The following is a 24631-nucleotide window of genomic DNA, read 5'->3' as shown; positions in this document are numbered from 1 at the left end:
TAAAATTTTGATGCGCGACACGAAGGTGTAACAGGTTAAATCATTATGAAGTGTTATATTGTCAATCTTGATCGCGCCCCAGAACGTATGGCGCGGATGTCGCAAATTTTGCAATCTCAATCAATTGATTTTGAACGACTACCGGCGGTTGATGGTAAATTATTTTCTGACAATGACATTAAAGTATACCGAGCTCAACGCCAACAGGGAAAACCGATGACGGTGGGCGAAATCGCCTGTGCTGAGTCCCACATCGCCATATTTCGGAAAATAGTGGCAGGCGTGGATGACTACGCTGTCGTGATGGAAGATGACCTGCATTTATCTGATGATGCGGGTGCATTTATAAACTCGGTTGATTGGATTCCATCTGGGGCAGAAATAGTTAAGCTGGAAACTGTCAACGAGCCAACAATCATTGCGACAAAGCACGTTGGTCTTATAAATGATCGGAAGCTGGTCCAACTTGCTTTCAAGCATTGGGGATCAGGTGCTTATGTGATTAGCAAAAGCGCTGCTCGCAAGGCGCTCATGAACTATGTGGCCGGTTTAACTCCGATCGATGACTATCTGTTCGATCCAACCGTCAACGATTTCTCACTTTGGCAAATGCAACCCGCTATCGCTGTTCAAGACATAATATTGAACAATGGATCCGCACCACAAAGTGGATACTTGGCCAGTGGTATCGAAGATGGTCGGAAAGTAGCGTCAATTGCAAAAAGCAAGAAGGTAGGCGTGCTTACCAAATTGAAACGAGAGGCATTGCGTTTCGTGAGAAAAACGCGGCGCAGAACAGTTATGTTTTGGGGCATCCGCGTATCGAAAACCATTGAACGAGCGACTATAAACTACAGGCCATAGTAATCGTAACAGCAAGCCCGCCCCGCCATTTTCTATGACGCTATAGTGACCTGCCTTTTCCTAGAGGATAGTCACGGCCCGTCAGCTCCATGCAAGGATCGGCGCTTGGTCCGCCCGAGGTGCGAAACACCCTCGCACTCCGTTGACGCTTTGCCTCAGTAATGTTTCACAGTTGAACTATCTATTTCCAGTCGCGATAAACGTATCTGTATAAACGGTTACTTTATTTGTATTGAAGACAATCCTTGCCTTGTTGGTTCTAATCTCTGATCCTCCCAACCGGATTACCGCATTGCCGTTGAGCTGAGTTGTTGTTTTTGAAACTTGCTCCATTCGGTCTGCATTCATCTCAAATTTAGGCTTCTTCGTTTCTGCATTCGCGCTGGAACCCGAAGATATGGCGAAACCGATCAAAATTAACATTATTCTGGAATGCATGTTTATCTCCTTTTCTCTTCGAAGAAGTAAACCACACACATTATAAAATAAAAGCCCTATAAATTAGTCACAACATGTTAGGTTTACTGCTTGGCCCTGCCGCACGCGACAGGTCTAAGGCGCGAATACTTTACGTTTTTGCTACCTCTTTCGGGGCGGCACATCAGGGTTCCGAAAGACGCTAGCAAATCCAAGGCCCGATGTGTCCAGCATAAGGTCTTTTTGAGTTCGAGGCAAAGCCACAAAGGAATACGAGGCGGCGAAAGCCGTGAAGGATGGATAGAAGTAAGTGAGATAGCAGGATTTGAACCTGCGAGGACATATGATGTAAAACCACGGTCCGGGCGAAATCCTTTCGGAGAAATCGCCCCCTTCGGGGAAACTCAATCATGCTTCACTCACATTACCGAATATGACTTCAGAGTGATACTTTACAAAAACAATACCCGCCACGTTTCGGAGCACCCAGGCGGGCTACAAATCAGAACGGCGGCGCTGAAGCTAAGGTGCAACGTGTGCTTGTCTCAACAGTTGACGGAAGTGTCAGTACACTGGCTAGGAATGTTGATAGCCTGAAACGTCCAGCCTTTTCTGATCTTAGGCCTAATGTTGTCGTGATCGGAAAACCGAACACAATGCAAGCAAGAGAAATACTACTGCGAATAAACCCCATAGTTGGCCGCCACTGGTCAGATTACTTCCGTCTCCAGTCACGCAGCTTGAAGACGCTTCACCGATGCAGTCTCGCCAACGCCAGTACCGCTCGTAGTAAAGGCAAGTGAAGGCAGCGCTGGCCAGAAAAAGGCAAGTTGTTTTCATGTGGACGATATTGCTCAAACAAACTGCTTAGTAAACAAAATAATATGGCCAATTCACCCGTCGCCTTTTGGCCGCCTCACCAGCTGCCACCTTGTGTGGAAAACTTTGCCACACGAGCCGACACGAGGAACCAGCGGCCGCCAACTGTTGGTTTATCAAACACGAGGATAAAAAAAGCCTCGTCTGAGCAAGTGCCGGGCGGGACTGACCTGATGACGTAATGCGTTTCTCTTTGCTTCTCAACTGATGGCTACCAGCATTCAAGAGACACGAATCCGTAGGGGAGATTAAATCCTATCCAAATGAATTTTCAATGAAAAGTGGTGCCGCATCGCAGACTCGAACTGCTGATCCCATCCTTGCGAGGGATGTGTCTAGAAACAACACGATACAACATTGAAAACGTTAAGTTTTTGAGATCTTGTTGTCTCTAAAAGTGTATATAGAGTTATGCTGTTTAACAAAAATGGTGCTGCGATGAGGCGCTTTTGGCGATAGTGCTGCACCCGCGCAGCACTATCCTTTGTTCTAGGGCAAGGCGTCTATCGCCAAATAGCCCACTCCGGCCTCGCCTAACATCGTCTTGGCCGCTTCAAATTCTTCCGTTGGCATAGACGTGGTGCCGTCACCAAAGACAACGCCGATGATGCCTGCCTGAATGAGCGTACGGGCGCAACTAGCACAAGGGGCGTGTGTGATATACACAAGGCAGCCTTTAGTCTGGATGCCTCCACGTGCTGCAAAGGCGATAAGGTTTGCTTCGGCGTGGCTTGCGAAGAGATATTTAGCTGGTCGCTGGAAACGATCTGGCGTGTCATTTACGCCCTTTGGCGGGCCGTTAAAAGCAGTGAGCCGGACTTCACCGTCCGGCCCAATCAAAGCTGCACCCACTTTGGTAGTGTCTTTGGATTTACGTGCAGCAAGGCGCGCATGCTCCATAAAGAACTCATCCCACTTCATCTTCAATTTCCTTCAGACTTTCGCGCGCTAGGGCTTCGCGCCACTCAGGATAGCGTGCGGGCTGCTTAAGAAGAGAAAGCAACAGACCTTCACAGGCTGTTACAATTAGACGTTTAGCATTTACAGCCTTACGCAGATCACGTGCATATCGCAACACACTGCAACGGCGATTTTCATAGTGCTTTGACATCGATTAAACCTTTGAAGGTTTTTGAATCGAGAAGGCTTCGCCCTCCTTTGCGCCCAATTTTTCAATTACGATCTGAGATATGAAATATTTGCCGTGACCGATAGCTGTTACCGTTCCCGCAATGTCGCTGCCAAGGCCGTATAAGCCGACCGAGATTGATAAAACTCGTCATAGATGTGCAGCCAGCAGACCCGGACCAGTTTGCGGTGAAGTACCTGCGCCAACTGAAGACGAATCCAATGCCACGCCGCAGATTGTTGGATATGAAAAAAATCCTGATTGTATAATCCCTGCTGATGCGATTGAAATAACAGAAGGTCAATGGTCTGAATTTCTTGAAAACTAGGGACTGCGTAAATGGGAAAATGGCAAAGTGGTGGAATACACTCCTCTGCACGTTCAGCCTGTAACCGTATTGCCCGCCGTTACACTTTGTGGGCGACTGACAGAAGCCAAGCCGATCAGGTGAATGAGGCCATGGCAACGCAGCCTGTGCGCACATAGCGCCTATTCACCACGGCAAATACCTTTCGTTCCGATCACGAGCTTTGACGGCTACTTGAGCAGATTGCGACACAGCTCTTCGGAGAGGAAAGAGCGGCCGAGTTGCTGGCTCCATAATCCTCTTTTCAGAACTTAACGCGACGGTGTTGAGCGACTAGGATCAATATCCCAACAGCCACAATTGGCGTCGCCCCGCCGATAATCATCTGTCCGATATCTGACGTAATAAATTCTCGTAATTGGCTCATCAGTCCTCACTTCCTGAAACAAACCCCGGCAAGAACAGCGCGCGACCTTGCCGAGGTTATACGTTTAAGTGGTCTGATATTCACCAACGCATGGACAGATTATCACCGATCGCCGAAAATAAAACCCCGGACGACGGTAGGTCAAATCCGGGGTTACTCACTTAGCATTCGAGCGGGGGGCTGTCATGCCGTGAATGCAAACCAGATAGTTCGTGATCTTTTAGCGTCAAGAGTTTGACAATCTAAAACCGCGGCGAGCGGCAGCTGATCCGAGGAATGAAAGGCAACAAAAACCCCGGCGCGTTGCCGGTGCTTTTCAGTCTTAGTGATTGCGGCTGGTGAGGATGGTTCCTATGGTACTTAATCTCTTTCCAAGCCAGTGTCGTCGTTACATAGCCGAGAGCCGCTATTATTGTTGCTAGGATAAACAGAAACCAAAGCATGACCCACTCCTATGCCTGAACCCGTCCGCCAGCTGAGTTTTTCACCTGCATCCAAGGGATTGCGACCTCCGGCTCTTCGAGTATCCCGCGCTTCTTGGCGAAACCTCGAATGGCGCTTTCTGCTGCTTCAACTGGTCTAATACAGTCGTGAGCATCACAGCACGCTTTACAAGCTGGCTCACAAATCAAATCTGGGTCGTGCAAGGGCCGCTCATCGAGAAAATCCACGGCATCTCCGATGCTGACAATTCCGCGGGTTAGGTTTATCCTTCACGAAAACCGGACTGTCAAACAAGCGGTCGCTCATCGAAACCTCCATTTGATCGAACGCGTTTTGTCGGAATGATCGCGTCGATTTAGTCAGAAATTACGCCCTTTCAAGAGGGCGATTTATCAAAATTTGAGGGAAAATTTCAATTTGCACGTTGGCGATACCCGCCTCATTTTTCGATAGAGTTGGCCGTGGCTAACCGCGCTCAATTAGCCACACGACCGTGAGTAAGAGTACTAATGTGATCAGACCCACCGCGGGAACCCAGCCAAGCCACTCCATTTTTCGTCCCATCAATAGGATCAGGGCAATCGACCTGAACCGCCTTCGTCGTGTCGCTCGCTATATTTTCGGCTGAGGCCATCAAGAGCTTCATTGGCATCTGATTCCGTCAATCCAACTTGCAGATGTCCTTTGATTGCTACAGGCTCACCTTTGAAGACGTCAATCACCGTCCATGTTCCATCCGTTTCGAGACGAATGTCGTAGCCGTTGTTAATCATGGAAATTTCCTCCATGCGGGGATAACGAACCAAGTCCGGCTTGGTTCAACGCCGGCCAACCTATTGATCACCCTTAAGGCGGTTTTTTTATGCCGAAAGGAAAGCCCCGGCCTGTGGGATGAAGGATAGCACAAGCCGGGGGTACGCAGATCGCTAGTGGCGTCTCAAAGATGACCTGCGCTAGTCGAATTTTAACTGGCTCCAGAAATAAGAAAACCCCGGCAGCGGGGGCTAAACCGGGGTTCTGCGCCTTGGGGTTGGTTGCGGGCCCGCAGCACAAATAAAGTATCTCACACTCTCAGGAAGTCACACTGTCACGGCCCATCACATGCTGGCGCCCTGGCGTATCAAATTTGGAAAGACAATGAATATGCACCTTGGCGATACCTGCACACGGTGTTGAGGCGCTGTTTTTGGCCTAACGTGACATGCACTTCGATGATACCCGCGAAGCCCGGATTTATCGTGAGGAAGCAGCCCGCACAAAGAAGGCCACGGCAAAGCTGAAATTCAGCAAAGGACAATCGGTTTCATTGGTGCGCGTCCCATATGTGCGGCAACTCTCGGAAGTGGTGGACGCAGAAGAAGACCATTTCGGAAAACATGGCCGACGACTGGCAGCGCCTACAGCGTGACTGGTCGGAGGTGTTCCTCAACGGAATGGGCGGGACGCGGTGAATGCCAAGGCCACGCGCACAAATGCGCTATCGTCTTCTATGAATGGAACGGAGACCAAATACGCACCTTCAGCCAATTCGGCACGGACTTCCTCGCGAGCCACGATATCGGCATGACTGGACGGAACGGGCAGGGCTTCGTCTTCCGCGAAAAGCTGAAGGGCTACAATCGCGTTCTTGACGATATCGTCAGCCTCATCAGACGCAGAAAAGACGCCCGGTATATCAGGAAACTGAATACCGTAAGCGCTGTCTGCATCCTTATGCGCCAATGCGAAATAGTGCTTCATACAAGTTTTCCTTTCGGTCGCGAGCTTGAGCTCGGACTGTAGAGATTGCTTTGCGGTTTGGCAGGCTGGTTATTCCCGGCCCGCCTGTTTCGCTATCGCCTTTGCCGTTCCTTGCGGAAGGTCTTTCTTAGGGTGGGGAACTATCACGGTTCGATCCCCCACCGGGCGGCTTTTTTGCCAGTGTAGGGTCCTTGGCGGATTTCCGCGCATTCCACTGACAAATAAAATCTTCAATATCTTCTCCAGAGTAACCTAGAAGCCATCCATCAAGCCGGAGAAGGTCCTCTGGCGTGAAGTTGCTCATAACTGACGTGTGCATAAGCTCAGCCACGAGCAGATCCAGTTTCAGCCGCCACTCTTCTTGCGGGAGATAATAGTACCGGGTTTCAATGAGCGGCCCACTCTGCGAACGGGAAACGTGCATCTTGAAGGTGCCGTCCTTGACGTACGGCTCAAAACCGAGGTCCCCGACTTGCTCGGGGGTAAGGTTTTCCGTCGTGCAAAACCGCGCTAATCCTTTTTCTCCACGCAACATAAGTTGCAGCTCTTTACCCTCGTGTGGGCCAATCACGTAAATATCTCCTTCATCATCCGTGGCACTTTCCGCCGCATGTTGCCGGATTACCTCCACTCGCTCCCCCAACACCGGGACCAGCTGGGAACCATTTTCCTTGAGAGTCGCTCCAATCCGGGTTTCCGTACTCTCGCGTATTGACCAGCTTCCAACGGAAGACGACAGGTTCAACGCACAAATGTTGGTTGTTGGCGCTCAAAACTTCAATAGGCTTCATTGGCTTACCGACGCGGTACGACAGGCAAAGCATGATGGACGCCAAGACGCTGCGATTGATGCAGCAAAGGAGACTGCTAGGGCAATCCAAAAGAGGGCGGATATAGATGAGGAAACTATCAAGTTGGACGCTCGTGGCGTTTGCCTTGAGCTTGGCGGGTTGCAGTCAGACTGCGAGCAACTGCGCGGGCTGGAAGCAGATAAGCGTTAAGCCTGACACGGCGGTTTATCTCGCTGGCAATGATCTAAGCGCGGGACGGGGAATCGCATCGCATAACGCATTCGGGAAATCGCGGGGGTGCTGGAAGTGAGTTCACAAATGCCAGAGAGTGAAGCTGATCTGCGCGCCCGTGTCGTCGGGCTTGAACATTCGTCACAGTCATACAATCAGCGTTTGACCACGCTGGAAGCATGGCAGCGACAAAGGGAAATCGACAGCGCCCGCCACGATGAGAAATGGGTTGCAATGGAGGTGCGGATTGATACGCGGTTCTCAGGGCTGGAAAGTTCGAACAAAAGCATTCAATCCACGCTATCGAGAATCAATTGGAAGATTATCGGCGGAATCGTTGTGGCGTTCATCGGGTTTGTCGTCAGCGGCGGTTTGAAGTCGCTTTGACGTCCAAGAACAATCAACAAGATGTTTTCTCGTACGCTGCTTCTTTAACAACCTTAAACGGATTTTCCGGCCAACTGAATGCGTCTCTTTGTGATTGTTTCGATGAAGAACTCAACATCTGTCTTCTCATAACCAAGAAGGGTTCCATCAATCCGATGTAGATCATTTTCATCAAACAGTTTACGGAAGTATGGATCATCACCCTTTTCAAGCATCAATACGCATAATTTTGCGCGCCACTCCTCTCCCGGCAGACAGTAAATCCTCCACTCTACAAATCCACCAAATTTCTGCACAGTGAACTGTTTAATACGGCCAGACTTTACGTAGGGAACAAAATCTGCGTCCCCGAGCTGCTCCGCGGTAATCCCGTTATCAGTTGCAAACTTTGCCAGAGGTTTTTTTCCCTCAAGCATAAGTTTCAGCTCAATGCCTTGATGTGGTCCGATTTTACCGTTGGCTTCCATTACTTCCACTCTATTGATGACACCCTGAACAAGCGGTATTGCTTGACCCGCCTCCGCCGGCCCCTGAGCAGGCAGGTGCCCCGTGACCATTTGGAACAATAACCCCCTGACTAGGGTTCAACCTGCCTCCCCCTGGGAAAAGTTTTCCAAAACAGTCTGGGCAAAGTATATTCCCGTTCCCGTCACCATGAGCCTCCGTGGGAGCCGTACAATTTGTGCATGAGGGTTGTGGCGCTCTGGTTCCCTGTGCGTTGGCATTATAGGCGACCAATAAGCTTAGCACAGCGCTTAAAAATACAGTTTTCATAGAATTTCCCCGTCGAAACATGAGACAAAAGATCTAGTATTCGATTAGGTGTCGAGCAAACCTAATAAATGGGGAAAACTTATTGGGGTACGGCTTTGCGTTATCTTGGTACGGAATGAGCCGTTCAGAGGTGTGAAATTCGGCGAGTTCCGCCAGAAAACTGGTTCATTCACTACGTCGCGGTACTATGGCAAGATGGTCAGTTACAATTTTGTCCAAAAGTAAGTTATTGAAAGAAATGTGAAATCTAAAACCATGGACGTTAAAATCGTCAAAAATTCAAATAGACTGTCATGGAAGCCAAACACCAGTAATACGATTGCTGTGCCTGAAATCAGAGATACGATATATCTTAATATTGCCTCTTGATTTGCATAATCCTCCCAATAGTTGTGCAGTATGAAATCCAAATATTGTCTCATTTGTGAATGCTCCACCCTTAGGTGCGACCTGAAAACTATTAAATTCAATACATATGAAAAATCAGCCAAAGTTCTCGTCGCAGCCGTTGCCCCAATTTTTCAAAACTCTGGAAAATTAGGTAGGTATCGCCGCTTCATTCTCCAACCCGACGCCGTGTCGCTTTTCAAAACGACGAATATCATCCCTTTCAAACACGTCAGCCTGACGCTTTTCAAATCTGTAACCGTTGCAAATTTCAACCATACGATTTGAGCGAAGGTTGGTGAGCAGAAATCATGGCCCTTTGAGTAGCGATTGCAGTTTGTGAGTATGTGGTGAGTAGGATTTTTTCTCGGTCGATCATCAAGTACTAAGTGCTTGATTTTACTGGTGCCGCTTAGCAGACTCGAACTGCTGACCCCATCATTACGAATGATGTGCTTTCATCAAACAAAGAATAACAGTACATCACATATTGACGCTATAAAAACGAATATAGTCAAATATTTACGACATTGTATATAACAAATAATAACATTGCAAAACCTTGCCTAAAACGCTAAAAGTGTTACCCCAGCGTTACCCCGGAATGAGGCAATGGCAAAAGCGTTAACGGTTAAATTCATTGAGAACATCAAGCCTACATCGTCCCGGCAGGAAATACCTGACGGTGGTATGGCTGGCCTTTATTTAATTGTTCAGGCATCCGGAGCTATGAGTTGGGCTGTGCGATATAGGTATGGGGGAAAGCCTAAAAAAGTCACTATCGGCGCCTATCCCGCCTATGGGTTAGCAGATGCCCGGAAAGCTGCCAGCGCAATTATGCGCAGCGTATCTGAGGGGCAAGATCCTGCCCAAGAAAAGAGGCAAGCGGCGCTCGAGCGAGCTGATCAATCCAACTACATAGACGATGTCTTGGATAACTTCATTTCACGTCACGTTGAGCGCAACAACCGGTCTAGCACTGCTCGAGAGACGGCCAGGTTCATTGATAAGTATGTGCGGCCGCGGTGGAAAGGCAGGCTGGTGCAGTCGATCACTCGCCGCGACGTAGTGGCGCTTCTGGACGCGATCGTAGACAAGGGCGCGCCTGTATCGGCCAATCGAGTGCATGCCGTTTTGCGCCGTTTCTTTAACTGGTGCGCAGAAAGGTCAGTTATCGATGCGTCGCCCATGGCTGCGGTTAAGGCTCCAACGAAGGAAGTTAGTCGTGATCGCGTTATCTCAGATGACGAACTCAAGCTGATATGGCAGGCGTGTGACGCCATTGGCTGGCCATTTGGACCGATGGTGCAGTTGCTAGCGTTGACGTGTCAGCGGCGTGAGGAAGTGGCTGGCGCAGTTTGGAATGAGTTCGACCTGCAAGGGAATGCCTGGATCATTCCCAAAGAGAGGGCCAAGAATGGCAAGGCCCATGTGGTGCCGTTGTCGCCTGCAGTCGCTTTGCTTATCAAGGGTTTGCCAAAAGTCAAAAGCGATAGTGGATTCCTTTTCACAACAACCGGTGAAACAAGCGTTAGCGGATATTCAAAGGCGAAGACTAAGCTGGACGCCAAGATGCTAGAAATAGCGCAGAAGCAAGCCATAGAGCGCGGTGAGAAGTCTGATGATATAACTGTCGCTGAATGGCGCTTGCACGACCTACGCCGCACTGGCGCGTCAGGAATGGCCGCTCTGCGCCATCCTGTTCAAGTCGTCGAAGCAGTATTGAATCACAAAAGTGGGTCTATCAAAGGCGTGGCAGCGGTATACAACCGGCACGATTATGCGAATGAAAAAAGGGCCGCCCTTGATGAATGGGCAGCCCATGTAATGTCCGTTGTCAGTGCGCCGTCTGAGACCTGTCCCAATCAGCAAGATCAGACTCCTTGAAGTATTTCCTTCGGTTTACAGTCATCGGCTTAGGGAAATTTAGATTTTCGTCGTGCTGCCACCTGTAAAGCGTCATGTTGCTGATCTGATACCTTTGAGTGACTTGAGGACCAGTAAGATACATTTCAGCCATCACTCACCGCCTTTCAGGGCTTGGCTAGTTAGTTGCCAAAGTTGGCGCGCAACAGTAAGATTTGAATTCACAGTGAAGGGCGCGACGAGCAAAGTAGCGTCGCGGGTGGTTATCGTCGGGAATGTGGCTTTGCCTATTGCTAACCCGTTGCTTTCGTGGGGTTCAAATCCCCACTTCACTGTGGCCCTATCGTCAGCCTGCCCCATTCTTGGCCTCCTTTGCTCGCAAGAGGGCGATGCATGGTCGAACGCCCTTGAACGAATCGCGGATTTTCTGTTTGGTTGCTGCTATGGTCGCATCAGGCCCGTCCAGCTTGGATAGTCTGTCAATGAGGGTCATGGGCGATCCTCCAAGGCGGCGCGGGCTATTTGACGAACGCGGAAAAGAGCGTCATTCCAGCCTCTGCTATAGTCGTGTGGTGAATTCAGTTCGGTTTTTGCATCGCTGATTTTTCCCAACGCCCCTGTTGCGACCGATAGTTTCTTTTCGAGGCGCTTAACTTCTGTCTTGGATGCATAACGACCACGGATACGCTCAAGGCAGAACGGAATATCTGCCGTAAAGACTTCACCTATTCGCTTGCCAAAATATTCAGAGCCGCCGCCCGTCAGGCCGGTAATGGCCTTCGTTGCTTCGCGGGCGTAATCCTCAAGGTCTTTGTATTGAGCGGCCTGTGAGGTGAGTTGGCTTTCGAGGGCTTCGGTATGGAGCAGATAGGTCCTACGGCTGGATTTCTCTTGCTCCATGATTGATTGCCACTTGTCACGGTATTCGTCTCGCTCTTGTTCTCGCTCCTTAACCCGCGCAGTCAGCGCCGCGTTGTCGGCTTTCATGCCTTTGATTGATTTCTCAATAATGCCCTGTGCCTCATCTGGCGTGTAGGTAACATCGTCAGGAGCACCGACGACGTTGATCAGGAGATGGGCAAGGCCTTCTTCTGTAGCCGTCCATTCGTCAGGATCAGTGGCCATAGGCTCGGAGCTATCACGCAAGCGGGCGTTGTCGGCTCGCAGCTTGACGAGTTCCTGACAGGCTAAATCCATCAGGGCATACGCTTCCGGCTGATAACCAGTGACGGAAGCACCGATGGTCTTCATCCATTTATCAAGCTCGCCTTCAAACCTGAGACGCTCTTGCTCGACCTTCGCCGCAATGATGGTCTCGGCCCTTTCGAGTGCTATTTCTGCACGTTTTACAGACATTAGGTGCCTGCTGCCGGGGTCTTCTTTGTGTCGTTCTGAAACAAATTCGGCAAGATCGATCAAGCCATTCATTACCCGACCAAGGTTCTCCAACCCCTCGACAGGCTCGGCGGGGCGGGTGTTGAGTTCTTCCTTGCACCTTTGAAAAAGTGTTCTTGCGTGTCCACCGATGCCATGCGGAACGAGAGCGCCTTTCGCATCAAGGTCTAACAGAGCGTCAATCAGACTAATAAGGTTAGACATTGCTGCCTCCTGTCGGGCGGGTGAGCGCCGCGATAAGGGCGTCGGCATTGAGGACAGCAATGCTGGCATGGCTATGCGCATCACGTTCGGCATATTGGATGCCATCGGCCTCGATTATTGCGGCCATGAATTTAACGGCGGCGTAAGCGCGGAAGGACATTCCGACACTTGGTTCAATGCCGTTGTTGTCTCCGCCTTCAAACGGGAATGCTGGCTTGTCTCTCATTCCGACGCTCCCGGTGAGGCTGGGAGTGTGCCACGGTTAAACATTATGATATCTCCAGGACCTTGAAACCGGGCCTCTCGAGCTTATCTGTCTGGCAGGACAACGAACTGCTGATGCCATGACGATATTTCATTTCGATAAGCGGCAAGAGCCGGATGGTACGTGGACCGTCGTTAAGCTCTCAACGGGCGAACCTGCGAAGCTGAACGGCCAGTTTTGTTGCAACCTCCGGCGCGATGAAGCCGAAGAGATCGCCAATTATCTTAATTTGTTAGCAGATCCCGACGAGCCGCCACTAACATAGCGCACCTCATTACCAACGACGACAGCCCGACCTGCTGCTGCCAGACGGCGAGCAACGGGCGCTGGTATGCCGTGGTTCCCTATGCGCTGCGGGCCTAGCCGCAACGCGTTGAGGAATGCGGCGTCGATATTGCAGCCCTGTCTGTCCATCACCCCGCCCTCCGCTTGAAAGGACGGCGATTGTCGTTTGCCGGGCGCACGCGGCGCATACGGATCTTCTCACCCGTTTTGCGCGACACGTCATATGCAATGTCTTTGATCTTTGCGGCAGTCGCCGGGTCGCTCACGCGATACCAACGGGCAATCGAAAGGATTGCCGCTGCTGTGGTGCCCTGAGCAATGAACTCGTCGGCGGTTAGGATGTGCGGAAGGGTGGCAGGTCTGGTCTGCATGGTATTCTCCTCGTGTTGTGGTGATTGCCGGTTGCGGTCAACCGGGCTGGTGGTTAGGCGGGCGTCATCACATTGGGTTACGCATTGCGGTCGGCCCGCCTTTATTCTTCAAGCGGCAAGCGCAGGCGCACGACGCCATTCAAGATAGAGATGCTTGATCAAGCGCTTTTCGGTGTAACGATGGGCACGCATTGCAGCGTGCATCTTGTAGGATTCTTTGCCCTTGTCTGATTCAGTGACGGGCAAGCCGAGCTTTTCGGATTCATAGCGTGCGCGTTCAGCATAAACCTGCTGGTAGTAAGTAAGCTCGCGATTGCAGCGCACGTCTTCACCAAACGATGGGCGCCATTTGCCCATACCGCCGATCACATGCTGACGTGCATTCCAGCTCACCGAGCGGCGCTGGCGGTTATAACCGTGCGCAATCCAGTCGACGGCTGTGGCGTTCTTACCGGGGCTGCCCTGACGATTGCCGTCAATCACAGCAAGGCCAAGACGCTTCCATACCGCGCTGACTGATTTGTATGTGCCGATGTCGCCGCATTCGCCGACAATCGTGGCGAAGGAAATATCACCGAAGCCTTTCACGCTCTTTACCCAATTGTAGATGGGGAGCTTACGAACAAGCTTTTCCATCGCCTTCTTAATTTCAGCGTCTTGCGATTCAAAAGCTGCGATAGCTGGTGGAAAATGGCGAATGGTAGCGGCGAGGCGAGATACGATTTCGCCTGACTGAATTTCTGCAATAGCCGCAGTGAATGCAGCGTCAACGCGCTTTTCAGCGGCGCTAGATAGCTTCACGCGCTTGCTTCCGAATGCTGTCACCTTGTCGGTAGACGTGTCTTCAACAAAGTCAGCATCAGTGCAGATCATGCTTCTAGCCGCTGCCTTAGCTGCAAGAATGAGCTTTGTTTTGTTTTTGATGATGAACTGGCGCTGACGATGCAGAGCGACAACTTCATCAATGATGGCTTCCGTCTCTGGCGTAGATTCATAAGGCGTGAGTGTCATATGTCCTGATGACCATTCAGCCAATGAGTTGTGACCAATTGAGGCCGCTGCAATAGCGGCTGGATTAAGGTCTGTGTGCATGTTCATGGTGTTTCTCCTCGTGCGCGGGCGCTTGTAATCAGGGTTTCGCGGGGTTACTGGCCCGTGGATTGGCGATGACTTGGGAGGCAGCACCACTATGGGTTTCGGCAAACGATAGGCCTTCCAAGCCAAGAAGTTGGGGCGGCGAGGTGCTGGTGGTCTACTCGCCCTTGACGGCCGCCCCTAAACTGTTAAACAGCCCGCGCTGCGTTATAGAGCGATGTCAGAGCTTCGTTGTCGAACTCGTCAGCAACGGACTTACCGGCTGGCAGATCGCGCAATACTGTCTTGTAGAAATTGGCCTTCTGCCACATGTCGCGGGCTTGCGGCTCGTAAACGCCGATTGCATGTTCAATGTCAGAACGCTTAGCATCGGCCATAAGAGTACCGTTTGGAAGAACGGCTTCAAGCAATCGCAGAACAGATGTAGCCGCACGCTCTAAGCGGCGCTTCTGTGAAGGAGATACAAGCGGCGGCTGCGTCATTTGTGCGTGGGACGTGCGAGGCTTCGATACATTTACATTAATATCGTCGTTAAAAATCTTGGCGTTGTCGCTGCGGATCAGGATGCCAATAGCAGTCTTTGCGCCTTCGCTGATCAGGTATTCTGCCAATGCTGCATTGTGTTCTGCTGCATCAATAACGGCCTGAACGGCATCTTCTTTTTTCTTGCCGGACTGGTCGAATGTGTAAGCGATCAGATCACGCGGAGCCATGTTCTTGCCGCCGGTTGATCTTCTAAACTTCGATTTCTTTGTGGCTGGTCCGTGGGCAATGTTGCCAGTGATGTTCGTATGGATGTTCATAGTGTTTTCCTCGGGTTACGGTTGGTTAAGGTTCCGAACGGTGGCGCGGACGCTTTGGGTTACGCGGATCGGATGGCCTCCGTTCGGTATTGGGTTAAGTGCAGCGATTCCTCCTTGGGTTGCGTTCGACGATCGGCCGCACTTGCCTATTGGTGTTGAGGACGGGCGAGCGCTGCTCTGGTTTCCGTGCTATCGCTGGCCCGTCCTAATGCCCCGAAGGGCGAAACTGTGTAGCTGACCGGCGCTCAGCTTCTGGGTTGCGGTAGATGGGTGGCCGGTCAGCCTTTCCTCTTTCGAGGTATTCAGAGGCCAGCAGGAGGTTCGGAAGCCGGCCTAAGCTTGCGGTTCATCAAGCCGCAAGGCTCTTTCGAGCGTGTTGGGTATGCAGGGCGGCGGCGGTGCACACCTGGTTTGCGATCGTATTCTGGCCGCCACCCTGCATATTCATTGTGCGTCGCTACAAAGCGCCACTGTGATTGTTGGACGGGCGTTGTTCATGTGGATTGCGAGGGCATTCTGTCCCGTCCTCGCCGCTAGGCGAATTGTTTTTTTGCAGGAAAGCGGCCGGAGGATGGGTTTCGCGTCGGGCGTGGCCTTCCTGCAAAAAATGTGGGGTGGCGTGGGGGAGGTGGGTTACGAGCTCCAATTGGCCACCCTGCGCCGAGGCGCTATCTTCTGTTGTCTTGCTGTTGTTGTTCCCAAGTTGACATTGCAGAGCGTTCGTTCCGCCATGCGTCGAGATCATCGGTGTCGTAAATGATTGCGCGGCCAAGCTTGAAGTAGCGCGGACCTCCGCCGAAGTGGCGTAGCTTGTCCATTGTGGATTTAGAAAGGCCGAGATAAGCCGCGGCTTCTCTCACACGAATATTCTTTCCCATCACAGCACTCCCAACGCACCGACACCCACAACAACGCAAAATCCGACAACAACCGTCATCTCAACGGCTTCGCGCGCTGCGTATCGTATCCAAGGCATGGGGCGAGCGTGCTTCTTTGCACGGTGGTCGGGACGGCGCATTGGCTCGTCACTGCCTGCGCGATGCACTTCGGTGTGCAGCTCAGGTTCCATATCGGCGAGCATTTCCAGCAGAGCGCGGTTCATTACGCAGCCTCCGCCATGGCTTCGTCGGCAGGCTCTGCGCTGGCGGGCAGCGCGTCAAACAAGGCCTCATTGCTGGTAGCAATCGCGCCGCTTGTTTGGAAAACTTCGTATGTTTCGCCTGGGCAGAGCTTGGCGAGGCGCGTTGCCTCCGCCAGTGCTTGCTCAAACGACCCGTGTTCATACGGTAGGGTAGTGGCTACGCTGACGCGGCCGGTTTGTTTGCCGCGGCGGAATACAAAGAATCCGCCGCCGATTACTTCGTTCTTGCGAGGTGCTGGCGATCTTCTTCTTCTCGGGGTTTTCGCGTTCGTCATTGGGTTACTCCTCGTGTTTGGTTGGTTCAGCAGATCGAGCTGGTGAGGCTGTCTTCGTGCTGTTCTGTCACCTTTATATGCTTATCAGTCATCGTATGTCAACATTGATGATGACAAAAACACATCGATGAAATTCACAGGGTTAACCAATTATGAAGAATGTTCTTGAAATGTTCCGCTTATGATGAAATCATAATTCAAGAGTTAAGCGTGTGAGGTGTCATGTATCCGCTGTTTGTTGTGCAAGGATTTACTGCGTGCCGGTGGGGTGTGATTCCCGACACTCCGATCCAGGTTGATACGGAAGATCATGCGCTGAGGCTGGCTCATCGCTTGGCGTGCGAAAAGCCTGCCGTCCTTGCTTTATACAGATGGAATAATGAGACGCAGATCATCGCTGCTATCGGCCGTGTGCCTGATAGCGCGCTTGAAGCTGTAGCTAATGGCTAGTTTTTAACGAGTATTGTATTTTCCAACGACGCGATGACAGACTGGCCAATCAGCTCGAAATTCCTTGAATTCCTTATGCGGGTTGTACTGCTCTAACATCCATTCGCGATCATTGAAGCCGACGAGCCGCTTGATGATCGCTTCGTTCTCGTCCATTGCACTGGTGTGATAAAGAATTACGTCTTCATCACGAACTGGCGGCAAATTCGGGTTTACGAGTGCAGTTTCGCCCGGTCGATAAGCGGGAACCATTGATTCCCCAGACAATAGAAGGCCGTAACCACCCTTAACGCCCTGCAGTACTGCAGGCATTTTCATGTAGCTGATAGGATCAAAGGTGATAATGACATGACCATCGCCGCCCTTCGCTGCAGCATAAACGGGTAAGCCACGTTCCTGGCTTACGAGCTGATCGCCGGGGATAAGAGTCGGTTTGAAGGTATCAGATATTGGTTTAGCTGATGTAGCGGCCATATCGCCGTTACCAAAAGCAAGCCAATCCTCATTAAGATCCAGCGCACGAGCCAAGCGGGCGACAAAGTCCACGCTTGCCCCGCGCTTCCCGCCTTCCAAAAGACTGATCGACGACTTGTCGCGCCCAATAAGGGCGGCAAGGTCTGCCTGGCTCATTCCTTTAAGTTCACGCGCCGAACGAAGGCGCTGCGCGAAATCTTTGTCCATGATGCGCTTTTCGCATATTGTTGTGAAAATGTAACGTGCGAAAATGTCACCACGTGTTGACAGAGATGCGAATCTGTCATATATAGGTGTCATCAACCGGCGCATAAGACGTCGGACAGTTCGAAGGAGGGCCTACCTCATGATGCCAGAGAACATCCTCCCAAGGATATCGGCACTCAATAGATAGATACCGCGCTGAGGCGCAATTGAAACTGAGGAGAGAGCAAATGACCAATTCCGCCGAAAGAAGCGAACCGGCTCTCGTTGAGGCGCCGCCGTAGGATCAATAGGGACGCTGCTGACCTGAATAGGGTCAGTGGCGCTTTCGGCGTGGCCAAGATTCGGTCGCCACCCATTCTGATGGCGCCACGTCGAAAGCATAAAAAGGCGGAGTTTAAGAGCCGGCACCACCCGCTGCTCGCTCCGCCTCGTAATCAGAAGGGGACACGAGGAGTTTTTCAACACCAACCCTTCTTTTCCTTCACGGGTACCACCCCGCGCAGGACACAGATGGCTTCACCAAGGCCATTTGTCAACCGACACCAAACACGAGGAGAGCATGAAAGATTATGAAACCATAGAAGAAGTGCATCGCATGCACGAGGTCGGCGCCAACCCGACTGAAATCGGAAATGCGCTTAGCCTGCCCAGATCGACGGTAGCTTCAATTCTGCGTCGTCCTATCCCAAAACCTACAGCCGACCGCATTGTCGTGCGGTGTGTTTCTAACGGCGGCTGGTCCACGGCCAATCACTGCGTAAGTTATATCGCAATGCCACGCATCCGTGCGCTGGAAGCCGCGAACGATAACTACGAAAAGCCGGGCGCAATCGCAGCCTGAGCCACGTTGGCCCGCAAGTGCAGGCCACAGATCAACCTCCTGACAGGAGGAATATCAATGAAATCCCATAACTTGCGTGAGCCACACAAGGCTTACCAAACCAAATTCACGCGGACTGGTGAGCGGGAAACGACGAACCGCAAGCCTTATCGAACAGCTGCGCAGAAGCTGCATGCCCGCGACACTGCCGTCCTCAAAGACGGTCGGTATGTTTCTAACGCACCTGTGTCGTTCAGCAGAACGAAGCGGGGTGCCGCGTGACTTGCGAATGCGGCGACTGCTGGGATCTGCCCGGCTCAATTGTGACCCACAAACTGACAGGCTGGAAGGGCATCATCATCGGCGATCGGGACGGCTGCATGTTCCTCACAGTGCGGTTCTGGATACCAGGTACTGGCCTTGGGACGATCGAGGTTTCGCGCTTCGAAGTCGAACCACCGGCTAATGATGGGGACGGCGGTGGCGGCTCTGAGGTCGGAACAGAAGAAGACAATGTCATTCCGGTGGATTTCACCAAGGGTGTGAAACTGACCAAAAAAACCAAAACACGAGGAGTAGCTTGATGGGTAAATTAAAAGCTGGATTTAAGGTTAGAAGCCTGGTGACGCAGATCGACGTTCGCGCAGGCGAACTGTACGAGGTAAAAACCGTCGAGAATGGCGGTGTTTGGGTTATCGACGGTGTTGGCGACGAGTTCTATTTGACGTCAGATGAGTTTGAAATTCTGCCTTTTGCTGTGGAAGCGACGGAAGACAATCTAGCCTTCAAGGCTGGCGATCGGGTGCGTTTGACTATTGATGAAGGCGAGGGCCGTAATAGCGGTTCCATCGGTGTCATCGAGGAAATCAAGAATAATTATGCGCGCGTATTGTTCGACGCGCCTTTTGGTGGATGGGGAACAACAGGGCGCAATTGGCACGCACAATTATCCGACCTTGTAGCCGCTCCCCTCAAAATCGAAGCAGGCAAATACTACCGTACGCGTGACGGCCGTAAGGTTGGGCCTATGATGGCACGAAATAATGATTCATATGCATTTGCTGCTGATATAGCCGGTGATATCGGGATCCGCATCTTCCAGAAAGACGGTGTTCACGGATCACGCTGGATAGGCAATGAGCCAAATCTCGACCTCATCGCCGAATGGCTCGACGAGCCTGTCAAAGCAGCTGCACCGGTCCAGTTTACGATGCGGAACTTTAAGCTCACGGTCGAGCCCGTTGCAAAACCCGCCATCGTTGCGCTGATTGAAAACGGCCAGCCAAAGCCGTCCACGCTGCCGTTCGTTCACGCCAATGAAACGTTGGCCGCAAAGGAAGCCGCGCGCCTAGCAGGTGTCCACAAGGGCCAGGAATTCGGCGTGTATGTGCTGACGCAGACGGTGAGTGAACCGGAACCATCCTACAAGCACGTCTGGCAACGCTTCGCTGCGAAGGGTGAGAAGATTTCAGCGATCAAGGAACTGCGATCTTTAACTGGCCTCGGGCTCAGGACGGCAAAGGACGCCATAGAACACTGGATCGCTCACGACGAGCCGTACTCGCGCATCGCCGCCTAACCAGTAAATCCCACCGATAAACCAACCAGCCCCGCTGCAATCGCGGCGGGGAATGAGGAGGTATTATGCAAAATAGACCGAATGCATTCCAGCGGGTCCTGAGCCGTGAATATGGTGAAGACCGACTTCTAGGAATGCCAGCACGTGATCAGATGCACCATGATCGCCGAATGAATGAGATGGCGCAGATGACTGGAGGCCGTGGGTTTCGCACACCTTCGAAGGCAGTTCGACGCTTCGCTGACGGCGCCACCCGTGGCGAGCGAAAGCGCCGGCGCCGCGAAACAGCCAATGCGGTTATTCGTGCAGCGCACGAAGCAGCGTGGGCTCGCACTGCTTATGAGGTCAGCCTATGACTTCGCCGGGGAGCATACAGCCCTTCAAAGACTACGTCGTCGAAGACGACCGCATCTTGTCCAGCGAAACTACGCTGGGCCTTGGCGACCGCTTCGTCATGGGGTTGGCAGTTGTCGCAGCATTAGCACTGGCCATCGGCTTTTATTCATGGGTGCTGTTGTGAACGTCGTCACGCCTGCCGGGAATGGCACTGGGAAAATTGCGCGCTCGCTGGCTTTGACGGGATTTACCCTTGGGTTTTTGCTGATCGTAGCAGGCTTCATTTTCTGGAACGCAGTGCTGCCTTTCTACGGTTTGCTTTATTTGTGGGGTGCATCGTGAATTTCGAGCAGCGTTTAGAGAGCAATCCACGTCGAACAATTCTCGGGGTTGGCGTGTCAGCCATCGCAATCTTGTCTGTGCTTGGCTTGGTCATGTGGGGAGTCGGCTTTGCCGTTAACCCTTTGATTCAGGCTGGGCGCGTCGTTCAAAAGACAATCGACGCTGATAACGTGATCGGCAATTACGAGTGGTTTAAACGCCAATATCAAGACGTGATTGCTATCGACCAAAAGGTCGCTGCGGCTGATTCAACCAAAAGTGCATTCGAGCAATCGGCAGGCGATCGCGCCTCCTGGAGATTTGAAGATCGGCAAGAATGGAACCGGCTTAATGCCATTCTTCTCGGGCTACGCAATCAGCGCGCTAGCATGGTCGCCGAATACAACGCTCGCACACAAATGGCGAACCGCGACCTTTTCCGAACATCTGACCTTCCTGCCTTAATAGAGTGAGGAGATCACAATGAGATTGAAACTGATTCTGGCCCTAGTGGCTGCTGTGATGTTGGCAGGTTGCGAACCTGCCGCCCCAACAAGTAAGCAGATCGAAAATCTGGCCGTCGAAGCTAATCAGGCTCGGCTGATCAAGGATATTCCGGCGCCCACTCTTCAAACATCGTTGGAGCGAAAAAACCTCGCCGAGCGGCTTGAGCGCATAAACCAGCAGAACATGAGCGGCTTTGTCTATCTGCTGTCTTATGGTCGGGTAGTCGCTTCTTATCCAATTCGAGGAAAGGTGACTTCGCTCAACGCGTACCTGATGGGCAGCGAACAGGCCGTTCGTGATCCGGTTGGTTCTCATGACGGCAGGCAATCATTGTTGATGGAGCAGCCGGACTTCGACGGTGCATATGGAAAAAACGCCGACGGGGTTTTCTTCTTCACTGCCGATAGCAACGCGTACGTTGAATGGGTTGGCGACTACCTCTTTTCGGACCAGCCTTTAGCTCTCAATCAAGAGCCTCTTATGGTTCGTCAGGTCTCTGGCCAATGACCTACCCACGGTTCCCCACGCTGGCAACTTCTGCGCCAGTCTGGCTGGTCGGCTCGCTTGTTTTACTTGCCATGATGACAGTCATCCTACTTACCCACTGACCAAAACCACACGAGGAGTTACTTATGGCTATCAGCCTATCAAGCCTCAAATCGACGAAGAGAAACGATCCGCCAGTCATGCTTCTGTATGGCGTCGACGGCATCGGCAAGACCAGCCTTGCCGCTGAGTTTCCAGATCCCATCTATCTGGCCACAGAAGGCGAGCGACCCCCGTCTGATGTTGAAATGGCAACGCCAGGCACGATTGAAAGCTTCGACGACTTACTCAACATTATCGGCGAGCTGCTGACCGTAGAGCACGATCGGCGCACCGTGATTATCGACAGTGTCGACGGCCTCGAGCCGCTTGTCTGGGCAGCTACATGTGCCCGCTTAGGAGTTAGCAGTATTGAGGAGCCTGGATTCGGACGCGGTTATGTGGAGGCTGATAGCGAGTGGCATGAGCTGATGTCTGCAGTCTCAGCGCTCTCACGTACCGGAACCCATGTCGTGATGCTGGCCCACCCTGAGATTATTCGGTTCGACAGTCCAGTCACCGATCCATACTCACGCTACACGATCAAGTTGCATAAGCGAGCTAATTCTCTCGTCCGGGAAAAAGTCGATATCGTCGCCTTCATGAATTATCGCGTATCCATCAAGGAGAAAGAGGTCGCTCGCCAAACGAAGGTGGCGCACGCGGAAGGTGGCAAGGAGCGTAATATTCATCTGAACGAAGGTGCGGGCTATGTGGCGAAAAATCGCTTCTCCATGCCGGACTCGATCGTTTACCGAAAAGGCCAGGGCTACGCTGAGTTAGCGAAGTATTGGCCAGTCACAGTGCAGGAGGCTGCTTGATGGGGTGGTTCAGTCCAAATCCTATGCAGCTAAAGTTTGGAGAGCCTGTCCACCAAATGGCGATTAGGGCGATGATGCAAGGAGCCCTCAAGTTTGACTCTGAGAGCATTCTCACCTGCACATCTTACCATTTCGTCGGTCCACATGGGATTGTTTATAAAAGTAAAGATAGAACATGGCGCCGGGCGGGGGGTGTATTTGCAGAAGGAGTTGCCGAACTCTGCGAAGAAATCCAACAAGATTTTAATGAGCGCATAGCGGCACAAGAAAAAGCGCGTGAGTATGCTCGCGAAAAACTTTCGGTTCCCAGCCTTTTTGCATCAGTCACTAAACAGAAGGAGCCAGCATAATGGAAAAAGCACTAGCAGGACTGGTTACGGTTGCCGGCATCCTTTTCTTTGCACCGCTGATCGGCGTTCTCTTTGGCGCGTTTTCGGGATGGGTTGTGGGTTTCTTCTTCACTGAAACAGTGCAGGCATTCCTCACCGCTTTAGGCATCAATGCTGGCCACATGTCACTTTGGCAGATCGGCGCTGCGCTTGGCTTCATCGGTGGGTTCCTTCGACCTACCGTGTTTCGGGCAAAGTCTTAATTGTTGTCTTCTGGAGACGGGCTTCCGCGCACACGTGCTGAGGCCAAGCAGATCGGAGCAAAACGATACTTCACTGGATTTCCTTGCAGGCATGGGCATGTTGCACCTCGGTTCACTAGTAGCCGGTGCTGCGTAACGTGCACAGTTGAGCGGAATCAGGAATGGATTCTAAACAATCAAGACCACGTTAAGGCATATCGCAAGAAAGTGTATGCCGAAAATAAGGATGAAATTCTATCCAACTGGTCTCAGTGGTATGCTGAAAACCACGCTCGGGAGTTAGAAAAAAAGAAATCCAGATACGAGGAAAACCGCGAAGAGAATTTAAAATACGCGCGTGAGTATCGGGCCGAAAATACAGACAAAGTAAAGGCATCCACTAAGAAGTGGCGAGTGAGCAACCCTGAAAAAATAAAAGAGGGGTGGGGGAACTGGTATGCCCAAAACGGCAAACGCAGGGATGCAGAAAAAAGATCAACCCCACAAGGAAAACTAGACGGCGTTATTTCAAGGGGAATTCATGGCGCCCTAAAAGGCAAGAAAAACGGCAGAGCATGGGAGTCTCTTGTTGGGTACGATATCAATGATTTGATGCGTCATATAGAGCGCCAATTCCAGCCGGGTATGTCGTGGGATAACCACGGGCAATATGGGTGGCATTTAGACCACATCGTTCCGCGTACGGCGTTTAACTATGAAACGCCAGAAGACATAGATTTCCAGCGCTGTTGGGCGCTAGACAATCTGCAACCTTTATGGTGGCGAGATAACCTATCGAAAGGCGCAAAACTCACCAAGCCTTTCCAGCCATCGTTAGCGCTGGCCGTTAACGACAACCATCTACCACTCACAACACGAGGAGCCTGATATGGCACAATTAGGAACTAAATTCGACGCGACGTCTGTAGATACCGCACCTCAAGATTTTTCAACTCTACCGTTAGGGACTTATCGCCTTGAGGTCACGGCGTCGGAAGTTGCGGCAACTAAGGCGGGGACGGGGACAATCCTCAAGCTAACGTATGATGTCGTTGAGCCTGAACCCTATGTTGGACGCAAGATTTTTGCGAACATCAATATTCAGAACGCCAATCCTACCGCTCAAGAGATTGGCCAAAGGGAACTTGGGAGCCTTTGCCGGGCTATCGGTATTTCTGAACTGGAAGACAGCGAGGAACTTCACTTCGTCGCTTTTACAGCGAAAGTTGGTCTTGAAAAACCACAAGAAGGGTATGCGCAACGTAATAAAATCGTCAGATTCTATTATCCCGACGAAAACAACGTGCCTGAGCCGAGCATTGACGCTCAGCAGCCTGCGGCAGCGGCGCAGCGCCCGGCTAACGACAACCGTCCTGCAGCGGCCAACACCAACAAGCCTGCGCAGCCTGCAAAAGCTGCGGGAAGCCGTCCTTGGTCTAAGTAAAGGCCGGGATTGAAGCAGCTGCCGGTGCTAGCGCGCCGG

The 24631-nt window shown here is 51.8% G+C and carries 37 protein-coding genes, 1 tRNA gene and 3 pseudogenes; 20 read left to right on the top strand and 21 right to left on the bottom strand.

The window, feature by feature from the left end; all coding sequences use genetic code 11:
- The first annotated feature begins 45 nt into the window (after positions 1 to 45).
- Positions 46 to 864: a glycosyltransferase family 25 protein gene (locus tag KMS41_16800; GenBank protein QWK79155.1), complete on the top strand. Its 819-nt coding sequence runs from the start codon at positions 46 to 48 to the stop codon at positions 862 to 864.
- 177 nt (positions 865 to 1041) lie between these two features.
- Here the strand turns inward: KMS41_16800 and KMS41_16795 are convergent, their stop codons facing one another.
- From KMS41_16795 to KMS41_16770, 6 genes and pseudogenes are all read right to left on the bottom strand, one after another.
- Positions 1042 to 1302 carry a hypothetical protein gene (locus tag KMS41_16795; protein QWK79154.1) on the bottom strand — a complete coding sequence of 87 codons (261 nt, stop codon included), beginning with the start codon at positions 1300 to 1302 and terminating at the stop codon, positions 1042 to 1044.
- A 1140-nt stretch (positions 1303 to 2442) separates the two neighbouring features.
- A tRNA-Ala gene (locus KMS41_16790) sits at positions 2443 to 2597 on the bottom strand.
- A 52-nt stretch (positions 2598 to 2649) separates the two neighbouring features.
- Positions 2650 to 3081, bottom strand: coding sequence for a deoxycytidylate deaminase (locus KMS41_16785; protein QWK79153.1), 432 nt, complete (start codon positions 3079 to 3081; stop codon positions 2650 to 2652).
- Positions 3068 to 3271 carry a hypothetical protein gene (locus KMS41_16780; protein QWK79152.1) on the bottom strand — a complete coding sequence of 68 codons (204 nt, stop codon included), beginning with the start codon at positions 3269 to 3271 and terminating at the stop codon, positions 3068 to 3070. The genes KMS41_16785 and KMS41_16780 overlap by 14 nt, the downstream gene beginning before the upstream one ends.
- A 1204-nt stretch (positions 3272 to 4475) precedes the next feature.
- Positions 4476 to 4773 (bottom strand): annotated as a pseudogene (locus tag KMS41_16775) (DUF982 domain-containing protein).
- A 266-nt stretch (positions 4774 to 5039) separates the two neighbouring features.
- Entirely contained in the window at positions 5040 to 5240 is a 201-nt protein-coding gene (locus tag KMS41_16770) for a hypothetical protein (GenBank protein QWK79151.1), read from the bottom strand.
- Between the two features lie 428 nt (positions 5241 to 5668).
- Between KMS41_16770 and KMS41_16765 the strand changes: the two genes are divergently transcribed.
- A complete protein-coding gene (locus KMS41_16765; protein QWK79150.1) occupies positions 5669 to 5875 on the top strand; it encodes a hypothetical protein in 207 nt (68 codons plus the stop codon).
- 17 nt (positions 5876 to 5892) lie between these two features.
- Here KMS41_16765 and KMS41_16760 read toward each other — a convergent pair whose 3' ends face one another.
- From KMS41_16760 to KMS41_16750, 3 genes and pseudogenes are all read right to left on the bottom strand, one after another.
- Positions 5893 to 6207 carry a type II toxin-antitoxin system HicB family antitoxin gene (locus KMS41_16760; protein ID QWK79149.1) on the bottom strand — a complete coding sequence of 105 codons (315 nt, stop codon included), beginning with the start codon at positions 6205 to 6207 and terminating at the stop codon, positions 5893 to 5895.
- Positions 6208 to 6276: 69 nt separating this feature from the next.
- Positions 6277 to 6366 (bottom strand): annotated as a pseudogene (locus KMS41_16755) (type II toxin-antitoxin system HicA family toxin).
- On the bottom strand, positions 6335 to 6838 hold the full coding sequence (locus KMS41_16750; GenBank protein QWK80326.1) for a hypothetical protein: 504 nt from the start codon (positions 6836 to 6838) through the stop codon (positions 6335 to 6337). Before KMS41_16750 ends, KMS41_16755 begins: the two are co-directional and overlap by 32 nt.
- Before the next feature lie 40 nt (positions 6839 to 6878).
- Here KMS41_16750 and KMS41_16745 point away from each other — a divergent pair, with 40 nt between their 5' ends.
- Complete coding sequence (locus tag KMS41_16745; GenBank protein ID QWK79148.1) at positions 6879 to 7208, top strand: hypothetical protein; 330 nt, start codon at positions 6879 to 6881, stop codon at positions 7206 to 7208.
- Positions 7209 to 7316: 108 nt separating this feature from the next.
- Positions 7317 to 7616, top strand: a complete 300-nt coding sequence (locus tag KMS41_16740) for a hypothetical protein (protein ID QWK79147.1) — start codon at positions 7317 to 7319, stop codon at positions 7614 to 7616.
- A 53-nt stretch (positions 7617 to 7669) separates the two neighbouring features.
- Here KMS41_16740 and KMS41_16735 read toward each other — a convergent pair whose 3' ends face one another.
- Positions 7670 to 8083 (bottom strand): hemin receptor, encoded by a 414-nt coding sequence (locus tag KMS41_16735; GenBank protein ID QWK80286.1) that lies wholly within the window; start codon positions 8081 to 8083, stop codon positions 7670 to 7672.
- Between the two features lie 1306 nt (positions 8084 to 9389).
- On the opposite strand from KMS41_16735, the gene KMS41_16730 reads away from it, so the two are divergent.
- Positions 9390 to 10664 carry an integrase arm-type DNA-binding domain-containing protein gene (locus KMS41_16730; GenBank protein ID QWK79146.1) on the top strand — a complete coding sequence of 425 codons (1275 nt, stop codon included), beginning with the start codon at positions 9390 to 9392 and terminating at the stop codon, positions 10662 to 10664.
- A gap of 325 nt (positions 10665 to 10989) precedes the next feature.
- Here the strand turns inward: KMS41_16730 and KMS41_16725 are convergent, their stop codons facing one another.
- The 10 genes and pseudogenes from KMS41_16725 to KMS41_16680 form a co-directional block, all read right to left on the bottom strand.
- Positions 10990 to 11136 (bottom strand): hypothetical protein, encoded by a 147-nt coding sequence (locus KMS41_16725; protein QWK79145.1) that lies wholly within the window; start codon positions 11134 to 11136, stop codon positions 10990 to 10992.
- Positions 11133 to 12242 carry a hypothetical protein gene (locus tag KMS41_16720; protein ID QWK79144.1) on the bottom strand — a complete coding sequence of 370 codons (1110 nt, stop codon included), beginning with the start codon at positions 12240 to 12242 and terminating at the stop codon, positions 11133 to 11135. Before KMS41_16720 ends, KMS41_16725 begins: the two co-directional genes overlap by 4 nt.
- Positions 12235 to 12468 carry a hypothetical protein gene (locus tag KMS41_16715; protein QWK79143.1) on the bottom strand — a complete coding sequence of 78 codons (234 nt, stop codon included), beginning with the start codon at positions 12466 to 12468 and terminating at the stop codon, positions 12235 to 12237. The genes KMS41_16720 and KMS41_16715 overlap by 8 nt, the downstream gene beginning before the upstream one ends.
- Before the next feature lie 258 nt (positions 12469 to 12726).
- Positions 12727 to 12921 (bottom strand): hypothetical protein, encoded by a 195-nt coding sequence (locus KMS41_16710; GenBank protein QWK79142.1) that lies wholly within the window; start codon positions 12919 to 12921, stop codon positions 12727 to 12729.
- Positions 12921 to 13163 (bottom strand): hypothetical protein, encoded by a 243-nt coding sequence (locus tag KMS41_16705; protein QWK79141.1) that lies wholly within the window; start codon positions 13161 to 13163, stop codon positions 12921 to 12923. Before KMS41_16705 ends, KMS41_16710 begins: the two co-directional genes overlap by 1 nt.
- Before the next feature lie 108 nt (positions 13164 to 13271).
- Entirely contained in the window at positions 13272 to 14261 is a 990-nt protein-coding gene (locus KMS41_16700) for a hypothetical protein (GenBank protein ID QWK79140.1), read from the bottom strand.
- 185 nt (positions 14262 to 14446) lie between these two features.
- The gene (locus KMS41_16695; GenBank protein ID QWK79139.1) at positions 14447 to 15061 is read right to left on the bottom strand and encodes a hypothetical protein; all 615 of its coding nucleotides are present in this window, start codon (positions 15059 to 15061) and stop codon (positions 14447 to 14449) included.
- A 668-nt stretch (positions 15062 to 15729) separates the two neighbouring features.
- Entirely contained in the window at positions 15730 to 15939 is a 210-nt protein-coding gene (locus KMS41_16690) for a helix-turn-helix domain-containing protein (protein ID QWK79138.1), read from the bottom strand.
- A complete protein-coding gene (locus tag KMS41_16685; GenBank protein ID QWK79137.1) occupies positions 15939 to 16163 on the bottom strand; it encodes a hypothetical protein in 225 nt (74 codons plus the stop codon). Before KMS41_16685 ends, KMS41_16690 begins: the two co-directional genes overlap by 1 nt.
- Positions 16164 to 16240: 77 nt before the next feature.
- Positions 16241 to 16477, bottom strand: a pseudogene (locus tag KMS41_16680) (hypothetical protein).
- Positions 16478 to 16699: 222 nt separating this feature from the next.
- Here KMS41_16680 and KMS41_16675 point away from each other — a divergent pair.
- Positions 16700 to 16927, top strand: coding sequence for a hypothetical protein (locus KMS41_16675; GenBank protein ID QWK79136.1), 228 nt, complete (start codon positions 16700 to 16702; stop codon positions 16925 to 16927).
- Between the two features lie 3 nt (positions 16928 to 16930).
- Here the strand turns inward: KMS41_16675 and KMS41_16670 are convergent, their stop codons facing one another.
- Entirely contained in the window at positions 16931 to 17713 is a 783-nt protein-coding gene (locus KMS41_16670; GenBank protein ID QWK79135.1) for a helix-turn-helix domain-containing protein, read from the bottom strand.
- Positions 17714 to 18167: 454 nt separating this feature from the next.
- Between KMS41_16670 and KMS41_16665 the strand changes: the two genes are divergently transcribed.
- The 14 genes from KMS41_16665 to KMS41_16600 all read left to right on the top strand — a co-directional run bounded on the left by KMS41_16665 (position 18168) and on the right by KMS41_16600 (position 24592).
- Positions 18168 to 18449, top strand: coding sequence for a hypothetical protein (locus KMS41_16665; protein QWK79134.1), 282 nt, complete (start codon positions 18168 to 18170; stop codon positions 18447 to 18449).
- 57 nt (positions 18450 to 18506) lie between these two features.
- Complete coding sequence (locus tag KMS41_16660) at positions 18507 to 18710, top strand: hypothetical protein (GenBank protein QWK79133.1); 204 nt, start codon at positions 18507 to 18509, stop codon at positions 18708 to 18710.
- Positions 18707 to 19012: a hypothetical protein gene (locus KMS41_16655; protein ID QWK79132.1), complete on the top strand. Its 306-nt coding sequence runs from the start codon at positions 18707 to 18709 to the stop codon at positions 19010 to 19012. Before KMS41_16660 ends, KMS41_16655 begins: the two co-directional genes overlap by 4 nt.
- On the top strand, positions 19012 to 20007 hold the full coding sequence (locus tag KMS41_16650) for a hypothetical protein (GenBank protein ID QWK79131.1): 996 nt from the start codon (positions 19012 to 19014) through the stop codon (positions 20005 to 20007). Before KMS41_16655 ends, KMS41_16650 begins: the two co-directional genes overlap by 1 nt.
- 65 nt (positions 20008 to 20072) lie before the next feature.
- On the top strand, positions 20073 to 20363 hold the full coding sequence (locus KMS41_16645) for a hypothetical protein (protein ID QWK79130.1): 291 nt from the start codon (positions 20073 to 20075) through the stop codon (positions 20361 to 20363).
- Positions 20360 to 20527, top strand: coding sequence for a hypothetical protein (locus tag KMS41_16640; protein QWK79129.1), 168 nt, complete (start codon positions 20360 to 20362; stop codon positions 20525 to 20527). The genes KMS41_16645 and KMS41_16640 overlap by 4 nt, the downstream gene beginning before the upstream one ends.
- Positions 20512 to 20685, top strand: a complete 174-nt coding sequence (locus KMS41_16635; protein ID QWK79128.1) for a hypothetical protein — start codon at positions 20512 to 20514, stop codon at positions 20683 to 20685. The genes KMS41_16640 and KMS41_16635 overlap by 16 nt, the downstream gene beginning before the upstream one ends.
- Complete coding sequence (locus tag KMS41_16630) at positions 20682 to 21137, top strand: hypothetical protein (protein QWK79127.1); 456 nt, start codon at positions 20682 to 20684, stop codon at positions 21135 to 21137. Before KMS41_16635 ends, KMS41_16630 begins: the two co-directional genes overlap by 4 nt.
- 10 nt (positions 21138 to 21147) lie before the next feature.
- A complete protein-coding gene (locus tag KMS41_16625) occupies positions 21148 to 21678 on the top strand; it encodes a hypothetical protein (protein QWK79126.1) in 531 nt (176 codons plus the stop codon).
- A 125-nt stretch (positions 21679 to 21803) separates the two neighbouring features.
- Positions 21804 to 22577 (top strand): ATP-binding protein, encoded by a 774-nt coding sequence (locus KMS41_16620; GenBank protein QWK79125.1) that lies wholly within the window; start codon positions 21804 to 21806, stop codon positions 22575 to 22577.
- Positions 22577 to 22927, top strand: a complete 351-nt coding sequence (locus KMS41_16615; GenBank protein ID QWK79124.1) for a hypothetical protein — start codon at positions 22577 to 22579, stop codon at positions 22925 to 22927. Before KMS41_16620 ends, KMS41_16615 begins: the two co-directional genes overlap by 1 nt.
- Positions 22927 to 23169, top strand: a complete 243-nt coding sequence (locus KMS41_16610) for a hypothetical protein (protein ID QWK79123.1) — start codon at positions 22927 to 22929, stop codon at positions 23167 to 23169. The genes KMS41_16615 and KMS41_16610 overlap by 1 nt, the downstream gene beginning before the upstream one ends.
- Positions 23170 to 23376: 207 nt before the next feature.
- Positions 23377 to 24036, top strand: coding sequence for a hypothetical protein (locus KMS41_16605; GenBank protein ID QWK79122.1), 660 nt, complete (start codon positions 23377 to 23379; stop codon positions 24034 to 24036).
- Between the two features lies 1 nt (position 24037).
- A complete protein-coding gene (locus tag KMS41_16600) occupies positions 24038 to 24592 on the top strand; it encodes a DUF669 domain-containing protein (GenBank protein QWK79121.1) in 555 nt (184 codons plus the stop codon).
- Positions 24593 to 24631: the final 39 nt, after the last annotated feature.

Source organism: Ochrobactrum sp. BTU1, assembly GCA_018798825.1.
Lineage (GTDB): Bacteria > Pseudomonadota > Alphaproteobacteria > Rhizobiales > Rhizobiaceae > Brucella.
The sequence above is the reverse complement of the archived record's forward strand: the minus strand, read 5'-3'. Positions and strand labels throughout refer to the sequence as shown.